Raw genomic sequence first — 14609 nt, 5'->3', positions numbered from 1 at the left:
GGCCGGCAGGTGAGTCCACCTGCCTCGAAATCATTCCAATGGCGGCTCGATTGCAAGGCGAAGGGTCGTTACGCTTCCGCCCATGGCCGACAGCGACTCGATTCTCCGCGACCCCAGCGACCCGCTTGCCCGCGAGGCACAGACATTCCCGGTGCTGCCGGACGAGATGATCGCGCGGATCGCGCCGTTCGGCGCCGAGGAAGCGGTTGGCGACGGCGAGTATCTGTTCCGGCGCGGTGACCGGACCAGCGAGTTCTTCGTCATCCTCGATGGCGGCGTGAACGTGTTCGATCACGACGATTGCGGCGCCGTCCGCTTCGTGGTCTCGCATCGGGCCGGGCAGTTCACAGGCGAAGTCACCATGTTCAACGACGCCAAGGCGCTGGTTTCCGCCCGCGTCGCCGGCGACACCCGCGTCCTGCGCATCGCCCGCGCCGATTTCCGCAGGCTGATCACCGCCGAGCCCGATATCGGTGAAATCATCCTGCGCGCCTTCATCCTGCGCCGCGTCGCGCTGCTGTCACAGGGGCAGGGCGGGGTCACGCTGGTCGGCCCCGGCCATTCGGCGCAAATGGTGCGGCTGAACGCGTTCCTCACGCGCAACGCTTATCCGCATCGCACCATCGATACCGAGGTGGATGGCGAGGCGGCCGGTTTCCTCGCGCATTTCGGCGTTGCGGCCGACGAACTGCCCGTGGTGATCTGCGACGGCAGGGTGCTGCGCAACCCGAGCAACCACGCTCTGGCCGATTGCATCGGCATCGCCGTGCATATCGATCCCGATCATGTTCACGATGTCGCGGTGGTCGGCGCCGGGCCGGCGGGCCTCGCGGCGGCGGTCTATGCGGCGTCCGAAGGGCTGGAAACCGTGGTGATCGAAGGCACGGCGCCAGGCGGACAGGCGGGCACCAGTTCGAAGATCGAGAATTATCTGGGCTTTCCCACCGGTATCTCGGGCCAGGCGCTCGCCGGGCGGGCGCAGGTGCAGGCGCAGAAATTCGGCGCGCGGCTTGCGGTGTCGCGGGAGGTGACGGCGCTCGAATGCGGCGGCGCCGGCGAGCCCTATCGCCTGACGCTGGCGGACGGCGCATCGATGCGCGCGCGCGTCGTCGTGATTGCCACCGGCGCCCGGTATCGCAAGCTCGACCTGCCCGATTATGGGCGTTTCGAAGGGGCCGGGATCCACTATGCCGCCACCGCGATGGAAGCGGGGCTGTGCGCGGACCAGCCGGTCGTGGTCGTCGGCGGCGGCAACTCGGCGGGCCAGGCGGCGATGTTCCTGTCGCGCGCGGCGTCGCATGTGCACATGCTGGTCCGCTCGCACGGGCTGGCGGAAACCATGTCCAGCTATCTGATCGATCGGATCGCGGCGTCCGACCGGATCACTTTGCATACCTATTGCGCCGTCACCGAACTGCATGGCGACGACGCCCTCGATGCGGTCACCTGGTGCGACAGCCGGACCGGCGCGGCGCGGGCGCAGCCGGTCGGCGCGCTCTTCGTCATGATCGGCGCGGTTCCGAGCACCGACTGGTTGGGGAGCTGCCTCGATCTAGACGATGCCGGCTTCGTCCGCACCGGGGAGGGCGGGTCCCCCTACGCCACCACCCGGCCCGGCATCTTCGCGGTCGGAGACGTCCGGTCAGGCTCGGTCAAGCGCGTGGCGTCGGGCGTGGGCGAGGGATCGGTGGTCGTCCAGGCGATCCATCGCCATCTGGAATCGGTCGCGCGTTGATCAGCCGGCCAGCGGCAGCGAGACCGTAAAGCGCGCGCCGCCGCCGTCGCGATTGCCGGCGACGATCTGGCCGTCATGCGCCTCGGCGATATTGCGCGCGATCGACAGGCCCAGGCCGATTCCGCCTGTTTCCCGGCTGCGCGAGGGTTCCGCGCGAACGAAGGGATCGAACAGGCTGGCCGCGAGCGCGGCGGGAATGCCCGGCCCGTCATCATCCACGGTCACGCATATCCTGCCATTCCCGGTCGTGGCGTCGATCCGGGCATTGCCGCCATAGCGCAACGCATTGTCGACCAGATTGCTGAACAGGCGGCGCAGCGCGGCGGGGTCACCCATCATCGGCAGGGGCGCCGCCACCTGGCGTTCGATCCGCGCGCCGGTGATCGCCATGTCATCGGCGAGCCCGTCGAGCAGGGGGGCGAGGTCGAGCGCCCGATGCGGCCTGCTTTCGCCGCGCGCGAATTCCAGCACGCTCTGGATCATCGCGCGCATCTCCTCGATATCGGCGATCGCGCGCGCGCGGTCGGCGGGGGGCAGCCGCTCGATCCGGAACGCGAGGCGCGTCAGCGGCGTGCCGAGATCATGCGTGATCGCCGCCAGCATCGTGGTGCGTTGGGCGACATGGTCGACCAGCCTTGCCCGCATCGCGTTCAGGGCGTGCGCGACGCGCGCGATCTCCGGCGGGCCGGAAATGTCGGCGGGCGCGCCATGATGGTTCACGCTGACCGCGTCCGCCGCTTCGGCGAGCCTGGCCAATGGCCGCGTGATCGCGCGCGCGACCACCCATCCGATAAGGGTGAGCAGGATCAGCGTCGCCGTCATCGCGCCGATGGTGACGAGATGCCAGCGGCTGAGCCAGGGTTCGGGCCGTGTGGTCGCGACGCGCCATCCCGGTCCGTCCCTGATCGCGACGGTGAAGCTGCCCCGCAGATCGCGGCGTCCGCCATGCCGGGCCCAGGCGCGCACTGTATCGGCGGGCTGGTTCAGGCGGCGGGCAAGCTCGGCTTCCAGCGCCGGATTGCGGAACTCGCCGTCACGCGGTGCGGGCGGCGTGGCGCTTCGCATGATCCGTGGCGGCTGCCCGGGCCCCGGCACCCGCCCGCCAGCCAGCGCGATCGCCAGATCCTCGGTGCGATAGGGCGCGGGCTTGGGCGGCGGCCCGTTGAAGGTGATGGCGAAATTGACCAGCGCGGCCAGCAGCACGCAGGCGGCCACCAGCAGCACGATCCGGCCCGTGATGGCGCCGCCTGGACGAACCGCCATTGGCCGTCAGCCCCGCCTGACCGCGGGAACGAACAGATAACCCTCGTTGCGCAGCGTGCGGATCAGCTCCTCTTCGCCCGCGCGCGCGAGCTTGCGTCGCAGGCGGCTGATCTGGACGTCGATCGCGCGATCGAACGAGTCGCCGTCGCCGCGCCAGGCCAGATCGAGCAGCATGTCGCGGGTCAGCACACGGCGCGGTCGCTCGGCGAAGGCGAGCAACAGGCGGAATTCGCCGCTTGTCAGCGTCACCGGCGCCCCATCCGGATCGGTCACGGTGCGCGCGGCCGGATCCATCCGCCAGCCGGCGAAATGCAGCATCGGCGGTTCGGTCGCGCCGGCGGCGCGCTCGTCGCGGCGGCGCAGGACCGCCCTGACGCGCGCGAGCAATTCGCGCGGATTGCAGGGCTTGGCCAGATAATCGTCCGCGCCGAGTTCCAGTCCGACGATCCGGTCCACATCGGTTCCCATGACCGAGAGCATGATGACGGCGGGCATCGTCGTCGGGTCGAGCGAGCGAAGGATCGACAGGCCGTCCTCGCCCGGCATCATCATGTCGAGCACGATCAGATCGACAGGGCGGGCCGCCATCGCCGCGCGCATCGCCCTGCCGTCGGCGGCGCGCACGACATCATATCCATGATCGGACAGGAAATCGCCGATCACCTCGCGGATGCCGGGATCGTCGTCGACCACAAGGATATGGTTGTTCGAATTCACGTCCGGGCCGATCGCATGAGCAGGCGTTTCGACCATGATTCCTACCCCCCGGGCAATGGCTCCGCAATGATCCGTCCCCCACGGATCGATCGCGGATCAGGTGGCGACGCCGATCACCGCCGTCGCGGTATAGCCTGCGGCGACGCCGCCCGTGGCGGTGAGCGTCATCGCGGTCATCTGCGCGCTGCTGTTGTCGCCGAACACATTGTCCGATGCGATCGCGGTGCGCGCATAATTGGTCGCGCTCGTTGAATAGCCGCTGCTGGCATAGACGGTGGCGCAGGCGGTCGCGGGCATGGCGAGCTGCGAGATCAGCACCGCGTAGCGGCCGCCGGTGGCGTTGCCGATGCTGGAAAAGACCTCGAAATGGATATGCGGGTAGCGGCCCGAATAGCAGCCGGGGAAGATGGTGGTGAAGGTCACCTGGCCGTTGGCGTCGGTCACCTGCACGCCGCGCAGATAGCTTTCGGCGGGCAGGTCGTAGAGCGAATAGCGCCCGTCGCGATCGCAATGCCACATATAGATCGCATAGCCGGCCAACGGCGCGCAGCTAGCGTTGGCGTTGACCACGGTCAGCGTGATCGTCAGCAGCACGCCCGCCGCCTGCGTGGTGGATCCGATGAAGCTCGACCTGATATCGCTGCGGATCACGCCGCTGGAGGTGAGCACATTGGATGTGGCGCCGCTCGATGTGTTGGTGCCGTCCGCCGGATAGGGGCCATTGGTTTCGACGGCATAGGCCGTGCAGCTTCCGGCAGGCGTGGGGGTGGGCGTAGGGGTCGGTGTGGGTGTCGGCGTTGGAGTCGGCGTCGGTGTTGAGACGATCGTGCCCGTGCCGCTGTCGGATCCGCCGCCGCACCCGGAAACCAGCGCGGCGGTGCCCGCCGACGCGAACAGGGACAGCGCCCGCCTGCGCCCGATCAGCCTTGCCCCGATCGTCGCCAGATCGTGCGCCAGTCCGCGATCATGTTCATTGATATCCGCCATCGCCATGTCCCTTTGGCCGTTGATGGCATCGGGCATGGCAGGCTTGTCGTGCGCGCGTATGTCCGCCGCCCGACAGGATGTTTCACTCTGTTTCAGGCGGCGTTCCTGTCGGCCCGATGAATATCTCATTTGAAACCGGTTCAGGTGGCCATGCGTAGAGTCTGTCTGATCCGGGCGTTGCGTGCCGAGTCGGGCCGTGACCCTGCGAGGCGACGGAAGGAGACACAGGATGAACTCGATGATCGTGAAGGCGACGTCGATCGCGCTGGGCGCGGCGACGCTTGCCATGGCCGGGACGCCTGCCGAGGCGCAGCGGCGTTATGACCGGTATGACCGTTATCATCATCGCGACCGTGGCGGCGCCGCGATCGCGGCGGGCGTGGCCGGGCTCGCGATCGGCGCCGCGCTGGCGTCGAACAATCGTTACGACCGCGGCTATTATTATGATCGCGGCTATTACGGCGATTCCTATTATTACGACCGGCCGTACCGATATCGCGGCTATGATCGCGGTTATTACGATCGGCCCTATCGTTACCGGGGCTATGATCGCGGCTGCTACACCCGCCGGGTGTGGGATCCCTATTATGGGCGCCGCGTGCGCGTCCGTTACTGCCGTTGACGAGGCCGGGGCGGCTGTTTTCTGGCTGAAGCATTTTCGAGTTGACCGTCTACGGTTAACGGCCTGGAAAATGCGACCGCGAAAGACAAGAGCGTTGCCACTTTTCGTGGAAACGCTCCCGCCCCGTCCTTGATCGCCGCGTCCGCCCCACTCCCTGGGCGGGCGCGGTTTCGTTCTGGCATCGACGTTTTTGCGTGATGCTATAGACAAGGCGTCACCGCGATCCGGAATCGACGAGGGAGTATCGATGCAGCCCGTTCTTCAGAGCCTTGTCGCGGGCCTGCCCGTTTTCCTCCTCCATCTCGCGGTTTCGCTCGCCGTTTTCCTGTTCGCGCTGTCCACCTATTTGTGGCTGACACCGCACAAGGAAATGGAGCTGATCCGCCAGGGCAATACGGCGGCGGCGGTGTCGCTCGGCGGCGCCGCGCTGGGCCTCGCCATTCCGATGGCTTTTTGCCTCGGCAATTCGATCAACGTCTGGGATATCGTGATCTGGGGCGCGGTGACATTGTTCTTGCAGGTACTCGCCTTTCGGGCGGTGGATCTGGTGCTGCACCATCTGCCCAAACGCATCGAGCATGACGAAGTGTCGGCCGCGATCTTCCTCGCCTCGATGAAGATCTCCGTCGCCATGCTGATCGCGGCGGCAGTTTCCGGCTGATGGCATCCGGGCGGCGCGGCGGCTGCGCCTTTCCCATCCTGCTCGCGCTGTTCATCGGCGCCGTGCTCACCTTCGACGGCGGTCGCGATGCGCCGGATGTCGAGGTGCGCCGGCCCGCGATACCGGAAGCGGGCGCGAATGGGGAGATTCCCGTGGTTCCGCCATCGGAGATGGCGCCGCAATATGGCATCGAGGATCCGGGGCCGCCGCGCGACAGCCAGGGCACGGCCTTCGCGATCGCGCGCAACGGATTGTGGCTGACCGCCGAGCATGTCGTGAACGGCTGCAATCTGATCGGGCTCGCCACCGCGCCCGACCGGGCCGAACGTGTCGACCGCGTCGTCGCCAGCGCGGTGAGCGACGCGGCGATCATCGCCGATGGCTTGCCGAGCGGCGTCGCGCTGCCGCTCGCGCGTGAGATTCCGCGCCGCGGGGACGACGGATATCATATGGGCTTTCCGGCCGGGCGCCCGGCCGTGATCCACAGCCGCTTCATCGGCGAGGCCAATGCGGTGCGCGCGGGCGGGACGGCGCAACCCATTCTCGCCTGGGCGGAGGTCGATCGCATGCCCGAATTCGATCACACGCTGGGCGGCATCAGTGGCGGGCCGACGCTCGATCGGTTCGGCCGGGTCGTCGGCATCAATTCGGCGTCGAGCGACCGGCGGGGCAGGGTGCTCACCACCCATCCGGCGCAGGCGATCAATCTCGTGCGTGCGAGCCGTGCAGCGGCCGAACCCGATCCGGTCACGCCGATCACGGACAATGGCGCCGCCGTGTCGCGCTTCGTCTCGCTGGTGCGTGCGGGCGCGATCCGGCAGGTTTTCTGCGAAGTCACGGGTTGATCATGTCGGCGCATCGCATTCGGCCCTGCTGCCATTGACGATGACCGCACGCTCGCTTTAGGGACCGCGCCATCATCTCATCGGGAAGACATTCAGTGAGCGACACCCCTCCCGACCGCCTGTCGGTCGATCCGGACAGCCCCTTCCACGATCCCGCGCTGTTGCAGCGCGGCGTCGGCATCCGCTTCAAGGGCGTCGAGAAGACCAATGTCGAGGAATATTGCATCTCCGAAGGCTGGATCCGCGTCCAGGCGGGCAAGTCGCTCGATCGTCGCGGCAAGCCGCTGACGATCAAGCTCAGCGGCCCCGTCGAGGCATGGTTCGAGGCGGAGAGCGACGCCGCCGAGGATCCGGCGACCGATCAGGAATAATATCGGGGCTTGGCGAGCCGGGCTCGTCGGGTTGCCCGCATAAAGACGAAATCCGCCGTCGGCGATCAGCCGGCGGCGAAGGCTTTGCGATGTCCAAAAAATACCCCGCGAAAGCGAACCTGTGCTTTGCCTTGATAGCGGGGGCTCGGGCGAAGGGGTTCGGCTCTCGCGGGGAGGACGGTCCGGATCAGTTCCGGAGGCCGTCGATCAGCGTGCCGATGCTGGCCAGCCGATTCTCGGTGAACTGCAACTTCCTGGCCGGGGCGGGGGCGACATCGCCGTCATCGCCATCCGCGTAGATGAAGCCATAGGCGGGATAGGCGGTCAGGCCGAGGTCACCCATCGGGGCGTACCACACCTTCACCTTGCTCCAGTCGCCGGCTTCGGAAACGTCGATCGCGCGAACATTGCGCTCGATCGCGCCACCGCGCGACCAGTTGGCATGGGTGAGCAGCACTTCGCGGTCGGAGACGATCTTGCTGACCATCGCGACATGGCCGACACGCATGCGGCCGAAGGACTTGAGCGCGAGCACCGATCCGATCTTGGGTTCATGGCCGCGCTCGTACTTGCCGGCCGCCTGATCCCACCAGGTGTTCGCGTTGCCGCGGATCTGGATGCCGGAAATCTCGCGGGCATAGGGCGCGCACTGCCAGAATTGCGCGGAAGCGGGCGAGACGGCGGCGAACGCCGCGCCGAGAACAGCCAGTGCGCCGAGAAGCGCCTTTGCAGCTCGCGATGTCATCGAATCCCCCTTTGCGTCCCTGCCAGCTTGCTTGCCGGGAAGTTCGCCGGGGGAAAATAGGGGCGGGCGCCGAAACGGGCCGTCTTGCGGCGAGATGTTGGGAGTCCGGGATGAGCGGCCGGAACGCCGTGCGCTCGGTCACAGCCCGGCCGCCTTTCCGGGGGAATGCGTCAGCGTGGCGGGCCGCTCAACCCCGCCGCCGCCCGGAGATCGCCGGCCTTCATCAGCCGGCCGTCATGCATCACGACCTCGACATGGCGGAGGTCGCCGATCCGTTGCGACGGATCGCCCGAGACGAGGAACAGATCGGCGCGCTTGCCCACCGTCAGCGATCCGGTTTCGGCGCCCATGCCGAATTGCGTCGCCGGAACGATGGTCGCGGTGGCGAGCGAATCGGCGGGGCTCAAGCCCGCTTCGACATAGAGTTCCAGGTCGCGGACCAGCTCGATGCCATAACCGTCCGTGCCGGCGACGATCGGAATGCCGCGATCGTGCAGTTCCTTCACCATGCGCTTGTAGGCGCCGATGCCCTTCTCGATCTGCGCGGTGGAAACCTCGGGCGTGGGGGCGAGCCCGCCGCCGCGCAATCCGCGATCCACCTGGGGCGGCAGGGTGCCGGCAAAGGGGCGATAGGCGGGCGGCAGTTCGCCGCGCGGCATGTAATCGCCTTCGAAGGTCGCGACGGTGGGATCGATCGTGATCTTGCGACGGGCGAGTTCGGCCAGGAAGGAGTCCATCGGCTCCGCCTTGAAATCGAGCGTGGGGCCGTAGCGATAGGGGCCGTAGAAGCGCTGCAGCCCGTTCGACTGGTCGATGACCGATTGCGGCATGCCCTGCATGATCACCCAGTTGATATGGGTGATCTCGTCATAGCCGTCGGCGACCGCCTCCGCGGGGCGGCGCGTGCGCTGGATATGGCCATGGACGCGCAGGCCCAGCCGATGCGCTTCCGCCGCGATCGGCTTGACCAGCCTGGGGTCGAGCGAGCCGTAGAGTTTCACGCCGAAAAAGCCGAGTTGCTTGGCGCGGCGGACCGCCGCCAGCGCGCCTGCTTCGTCGGAAACCGTCACCGCGCCCTGGGCGGCGAGCGGGCCGGCGCCGTCGATGAGCATGGATGGCACGCTGTGCGGCCCGAGCAGCGTGCCCGCCTCGATCCGCGCGCGCCGCGCCGATCCGGTCTCGACATCGTTGCCGGGGTCGCGGACGTTGGTGATGCCCTGCGCCAGCAGCAATGGGCCGGTGGCGTCGTCGCCATAATGCATATGGCTGTCCCACAGCCCCGGCACGAGCGTCTTGCCGGCGCCGTCGAAGACCGTCGCGCCCGCCGGGATCGTCACCGACGCGGCCGCGCCCACCGCGACGATGCGGCCCTTGTCGGCAACCAGGCTCATGCCGTCGCGCCACGCCCGGCGCTCGGCATCGTAGAGGCGGACATTGCGGAAGGCGACGGGCGCGGTCGCCTTGGGTGCGATCCTGGCGAGCAATGCGGGGGCTTGGGCGGCCAGCGCCTCGTCCTGCGCTTTCATCAGTGCCGGCGCGGCGGATTCCCAACCGTCGGGCAGGAAGGCCAGGTAGCTCGCCATGCCGAAGAAGCGGTCGCCGTCGAACCAGACGGGCATGGGAGACAGGCTGAAGCCGCCAACGGCATAGGCTGTCAGCGTCTTGCTCGTCCGGCCGTTCGAGATCGTGGCCCTGGTCAACTCGGAGATGGTCGCGCGGCCGGAGGGGCCGAGCGGCAAGGTGCCGCCCGGCGCCTTGCGCAGGGTTTCGACGGCATGGGCGAGGATGTCGATCGTGCCGCCAAAGGGCATGTAGAGCGTGCCGGCGGGGGCGGGCGGGCCATTGTCGACGGGCGTCCTGTATCCGGATCTGGCCGAATAGCTCTCAGCGGCATTGCCCTGTGGCGTGCTGCCCCGGATCTCGATCGTCTCGAACCCGCCATCGGGCGCGAGCGTGAAGCGCTGGTCGATCTCGGTCTTGAAGCCGCGCAGCAACAGGCTCTGGCGCGACCATCGACTGCCGTCCGCGGCCGTCCACAGGCTGATCTCGCCATGCGGACCGGCGCTGGAGGTGATGCGCCATTTGCGCGCGTCCGCCGGCGGCTTGGCGAGCGCGGCTTCGGCCAGGCCCGCCTCCGCCGTTTGCGGCGTGTCCCCATGCGCGGCGGCGGGGGAGGCGATGGCGATCAGCGCGGCCATGGTTGCGAATGCGATGGGTTTCATGCGGGGCGCCCTCAGTTCGGATCCTCGACGTTGGTCGCACGAAACAAGGGAATGCCGCAATCGCGTCAGGGCCAAAGAAAAACCCCGCCGGATCGCTCCGGCGGGGTTTCTTGAAGCCAGTTCGGCGTTGAGCTTACGCTTCGGCGCCGTCCTCGCCATTGGTGTCGGCCACGACCACGGCCAGCGGATCGTCACCGGTATCGGCTTCGACGGGCTGACGCAGTTCCGCTTCATGCTCTTCCGCCGCCGAATTGGGGGCGATCAGGCTTTCCTGCCAGGCGCGCTGACTGGCGCGAAGCGCGGCATCGCGGCTGGAGGCGGTGACGCGCATGCGGTTCATGCCCGCGCCGGTGCCGGCCGGGATCAGGCGACCGACGATCACGTTCTCCTTGAGGCCGATCAGCGTGTCCGACTTGCCCTGCACGGACGCTTCGGTGAGCACGCGGGTCGTTTCCTGGAAGGACGCGGCCGAGATGAACGAACGCGTCTGCAGGCTCGCCTTGGTGATGCCGAGCAGCACCGGCTTGCCCTGAGCGGGGCGGAGCCCGTTCGTCAGCTTGGCGTTGATCTCGTCCATCTCCTCGCGGTCCACCTGCTCGCCGGCGAGCAGGGTGGTGTCGCCGCCATCGGTGATCTCGACCTTCTGCAGCATCTGGCGAACGATCACCTCGATGTGCTTGTCGTTGATCTTCACGCCCTGGAGTCGATAGACTTCCTGGATTTCCGACACGAGATATTCCGCGAGCGCCTCGATGCCGAGGACCTCGAGAATGTCGTGCGGATCGGGCGAGCCGCCGATCAGGTTGTCGCCGCGCTTGACGTAATCGCCTTCCTGCACGTCGATGACCTTGGACTTGGGCACCAGATACTCGACGACCTCGCCGCCATCCTCGGGCTGGATGCCGATCTTGCGCTTCGCCTTATAGTCCTTGCCGAAGACGACGCGGCCCGAGACCTTCGCGATGATCGCGTTTTCCTTGGGCTTGCGGGCTTCGAACAGTTCGGCGACGCGCGGCAGACCGCCGGTGATGTCGCGGGTCTTGGCGGCCTCGCGGCTGGCGCGTGCGAGCACGTCGCCGGCCCGCACTTCCTGGCCGTCCTCCACCGACAGCGTCGTGCCCGGCGTCAGCATGTAGCGGCCGGCCTCGCCCGATGCCGCATCGAGCAGGGTCAGGCGCGGACGCAGATCCTCCTTCGAACGGGTCGGCGCGCGATACTCGATCACGACGCGCTGGGTGATGCCCGTGGCTTCGTCGGCCTGCTCGGTCAGCGTCTTGCCGTCGATCAGGTCCTGATACTTCACCACGCCCGGATTTTCCGTGATCACCGGCATGGTGAACGGATCCCATTCGGCCAGACGATCGCCCTTCGAAACCTTCGCCTTGTCCTCGACCAGCACATAGGCGCCGTAGGGCAGGCGATGGACCGCGCGCTCGCGGCCTTCGGAGTCGATGATCGCCAGCTCGCCCGAACGCGCCAGGACGACGCGACGGTTGCGCTGATCGACGATGATACGCAGGTCGCGATATTCGACGGTACCGTCGGAAACCGCTTCCAGGTTCGACTGCTCGTTGAGCTGCGCCGCGCCGCCGATGTGGAAGGTCCGCATCGTCAGCTGCGTGCCCGGCTCGCCGATCGACTGCGCCGCGATCACGCCCACGGCCTCGCCGATATTCACCGGCGTACCGCGCGCCAGATCACGTCCGTAGCACTTGCCGCAGACGCCCTGGGTCGATTCGCAGACCAGCGGCGAGCGGATCTTGACCGACTGGATGCCGATGGCCTCGATCGCGGCGATCATCGGCTCGTCGAGCAGCGTCCCTTCGGGGATCAGCACTTCGTTGCTCTTGCTGTCGACGATGTCCTCGGCCGTGGTGCGGCCCAGGATACGCTCGCCGAGCGACGCGATGGTCGAGCCGCCCTGAACGATCGCCTTCATCTCCAGCGCGCGCTCGGTGCCGCAATCCTCCTCGATCACGACGCAGTCCTGCGACACGTCGACCAGACGACGGGTCAGGTAACCCGAGTTTGCGGTCTTGAGCGCGGTGTCCGCCAGGCCCTTGCGGGCGCCGTGGGTCGAGTTGAAATATTCAAGGACGGTCAGGCCTTCCTTGAAGTTCGAGATGATCGGCGTCTCGATGATCTCGCCCGAAGGCTTGGCCATCAGGCCGCGCATGCCGGCGAGCTGCTTGATCTGGGCGGCCGAACCACGCGCACCGGAGTGCGCCATCATGTAGATGGCGTTGATCGGCTTCTCGCGGCCGTTCTCGTCCTTCTTGACGGCCTGGATTTCCTTCATCATCGCCGCGGCCACCTGGTCGCCGCAACGGCTCCAGGCGTCGATCACCTTGTTGTACTTTTCCTGCTGGGTGATCAGGCCGTCCTGATACTGCTGCTCGTAATCCTTCACGAGCTCGCGGGTCTCGTCGACCAGGCCTTCCTTCTCGCCCGGGATGATCATGTCGTCCTTGCCGAACGAGATGCCGGCGCGGAACGCGTGACGGAAGCCCAGCGCCATGATGGCGTCGGCGAACAGCACGGTCTCCTTCTGGCCGGTGTGGCGATAGACGATGTCGATGACGTCGCCGATCTCCTTCTTGGTCAGCAGGCGGTTGACCGTTTCGAACGGCACCTTGTGGCTCTTCGGCAGCGTTTCGCCCAGCAGCATGCGGCCCGGCGTCGTCTCGAAGCGCTTCAGATAGGGCTGGCCATTCTCGTCGGTCTGCGGAACGCGGCTGACGATCTTGGTGTGCAGCGTCACCGCCTTGGCGTTGAGCGCCTGATGCACCTCCGCCATGTCGGCGAGCAGCATGCCTTCGCCGGGCTCGTTCTCCTTCAGCATGGAAAGATAATAGAGGCCCAGGACCATGTCCTGCGACGGCACGATGATCGGCTTGCCGTTGGCGGGGCTGAGGATGTTGTTGGTCGACATCATCAGCACGCGCGCTTCGAGCTGCGCTTCCAGCGACAGCGGCACGTGCACGGCCATCTGGTCACCGTCGAAGTCGGCGTTGAACGCGGAGCAGACCAGCGGGTGAAGCTGGATCGCCTTGCCCTCGATCAGCACGGGCTCGAACGCCTGGATGCCGAGGCGGTGAAGCGTCGGCGCGCGGTTGAGCAGCACGGGATGCTCGCGGATCACCTCGTCCAGGATGTCCCAGACTTCCTTGCGCTCCTTCTCGACCCACTTCTTCGCCTGCTTCAGGGTCATGGAGAGACCCTTGGCGTCGAGACGGGCGTAGATGAACGGCTTGAACAGCTCGAGCGCCATCTTCTTGGGCAGGCCGCACTGGTGCAGCTTGAGTTCCGGACCGGTCACGATCACCGAACGGCCCGAATAGTCGACGCGCTTGCCGAGCAGGTTCTGGCGGAAGCGGCCCTGCTTGCCCTTGAGCATGTCGCTGAGCGACTTCAGCGGACGCTTGTTGGCGCCGGTGATGGTGCGGCCGCGACGGCCGTTGTCGAACAGCGCGTCGACGGCTTCCTGCAACATGCGCTTTTCGTTGCGGACGATGATGTCCGGCGCGCGCAGTTCCATCAGCCGCTTCAGGCGGTTGTTGCGGTTGATCACGCGGCGATACAGGTCGTTCAGGTCCGACGTCGCGAAACGGCCGCCGTCCAGCGGTACCAGCGGGCGCAGTTCGGGCGGAATGACCGGGATCACCTCGAGGATCATCCATTCGGGGCGGTTGCCCGAATCGATGAAGCTCTCGACGACCTTCAGCCGCTTGATGATCTTCTTGGGCTTCAGTTCGGACTTGGTCTCGGCCAGTTCTTTCAGCAGGTCCTCGCGCTCGCCGACCAGGTCGAGTTCCTCGAGCATGCGGCGCACGGCCTCGGCGCCGATGCCGGCGCTGAAGGCGTCCTCGCCATATTCGTCCTGCGCGTCGAGCAGTTCGTCCTCGGTGAGGAGCTGATACTTCTCAAGCGGCGTCAGGCCGGGTTCGATGACGATATAGGCTTCGAAGTACAGGACGCGCTCAAGCTGCTTGAGCTGCATGTCGAGCAGCAGGCCGATGCGCGACGGCAGCGACTTCAGGAACCAGATGTGCGCGACGGGGGCGGCCAGTTCGATATGGCCCATGCGCTCGCGGCGAACCTTCGAAACGGTCACCTCGACGCCGCACTTCTCGCAGACGATGCCCTTGTACTTCATGCGCTTGTACTTGCCGCACAGGCACTCGTAATCCTTGATCGGGCCGAAGATGCGCGCGCAGAACAGGCCGTCACGCTCGGGCTTGAACGTGCGGTAGTTGATCGTCTCCGGCTTCTTGATCTCGCCGAACGACCAGGAACGGATGCGTTCCGGGCTGGCGATGCCGATCTGGATCTGGTCGAAGGTCTCGGGCTTCGCGATCGGATTGGCGAAATTGGTCAGTTCGTTCATGTCTCAGTCCCTTATGAAGGGTCAAATTTCCGGGCGGAGGAAGCGTGCCGCCAT

The 14609-nt window shown here is 66.8% G+C and carries 11 protein-coding genes; 5 read left to right on the top strand and 6 right to left on the bottom strand.

The annotated features are described in order from the left end of the window. Positions 1–82 precede the first annotated feature (82 nt). Positions 83–1735, top strand: coding sequence for an FAD-dependent oxidoreductase (locus tag K7G82_RS26445; protein ID WP_222992960.1), 1653 nt, complete (start codon positions 83–85; stop codon positions 1733–1735). Here the strand turns inward: K7G82_RS26445 and K7G82_RS26440 are convergent, their stop codons facing one another. Genes K7G82_RS26440 through K7G82_RS26430 form a run of 3 tightly spaced genes read right to left on the bottom strand, consistent with a single transcriptional unit; the run spans position 1736 to position 4702 of the window. After that, positions 1736–2998: a HAMP domain-containing sensor histidine kinase gene (locus K7G82_RS26440; RefSeq protein ID WP_222992959.1), complete on the bottom strand. Its 1263-nt coding sequence runs from the start codon at positions 2996–2998 to the stop codon at positions 1736–1738. A 6-nt stretch (positions 2999–3004) separates the two neighbouring features. Beyond that, a complete protein-coding gene (locus K7G82_RS26435) occupies positions 3005–3751 on the bottom strand; it encodes a response regulator (protein WP_222992958.1) in 747 nt (248 codons plus the stop codon). 60 nt (positions 3752–3811) lie between these two features. Continuing rightward, positions 3812–4702: an intradiol ring-cleavage dioxygenase gene (locus K7G82_RS26430; RefSeq protein ID WP_222992957.1), complete on the bottom strand. Its 891-nt coding sequence runs from the start codon at positions 4700–4702 to the stop codon at positions 3812–3814. A 229-nt stretch (positions 4703–4931) separates the two neighbouring features. Here K7G82_RS26430 and K7G82_RS26425 point away from each other — a divergent pair, with 229 nt between their 5' ends. From K7G82_RS26425 to K7G82_RS26410, 4 genes are all read left to right on the top strand, one after another. Beyond that, positions 4932–5324: a hypothetical protein gene (locus K7G82_RS26425; protein ID WP_222992956.1), complete on the top strand. Its 393-nt coding sequence runs from the start codon at positions 4932–4934 to the stop codon at positions 5322–5324. 247 nt (positions 5325–5571) lie between these two features. Next, positions 5572–5985 carry a DUF350 domain-containing protein gene (locus K7G82_RS26420; RefSeq protein WP_222992955.1) on the top strand — a complete coding sequence of 138 codons (414 nt, stop codon included), beginning with the start codon at positions 5572–5574 and terminating at the stop codon, positions 5983–5985. Beyond that, positions 5985–6830 (top strand): S1 family peptidase, encoded by an 846-nt coding sequence (locus tag K7G82_RS26415; protein ID WP_222992954.1) that lies wholly within the window; start codon positions 5985–5987, stop codon positions 6828–6830. Before K7G82_RS26420 ends, K7G82_RS26415 begins: the two co-directional genes overlap by 1 nt. 95 nt (positions 6831–6925) lie before the next feature. Continuing rightward, positions 6926–7201: a DUF3297 family protein gene (locus K7G82_RS26410; RefSeq protein WP_222992953.1), complete on the top strand. Its 276-nt coding sequence runs from the start codon at positions 6926–6928 to the stop codon at positions 7199–7201. Positions 7202–7388: 187 nt separating this feature from the next. Here the strand turns inward: K7G82_RS26410 and K7G82_RS26405 are convergent, their stop codons facing one another. From K7G82_RS26405 to rpoC, 3 genes are all read right to left on the bottom strand, one after another. After that, a complete protein-coding gene (locus K7G82_RS26405; RefSeq protein WP_222992952.1) occupies positions 7389–7946 on the bottom strand; it encodes a CHAP domain-containing protein in 558 nt (185 codons plus the stop codon). 170 nt (positions 7947–8116) lie between these two features. Beyond that, the gene (locus tag K7G82_RS26400) at positions 8117–10168 is read right to left on the bottom strand and encodes an amidohydrolase family protein (protein ID WP_222992951.1); all 2052 of its coding nucleotides are present in this window, start codon (positions 10166–10168) and stop codon (positions 8117–8119) included. Positions 10169–10301: 133 nt separating this feature from the next. Further along, entirely contained in the window at positions 10302–14555 is a 4254-nt protein-coding gene (gene rpoC / locus K7G82_RS26395) for a DNA-directed RNA polymerase subunit beta' (protein ID WP_222992950.1), read from the bottom strand. Positions 14556–14609: the final 54 nt, after the last annotated feature.

Origin of the sequence: Sphingomonas colocasiae, assembly GCF_019880585.1 — a bacterium.
In the GTDB taxonomy this organism is placed as follows: Bacteria; Pseudomonadota; Alphaproteobacteria; order Sphingomonadales; family Sphingomonadaceae; genus Sphingobium_A; species Sphingobium_A colocasiae.
Note: the sequence above shows the minus strand (reverse complement) of the source record. Positions and strands in the feature narration are given on the sequence as shown.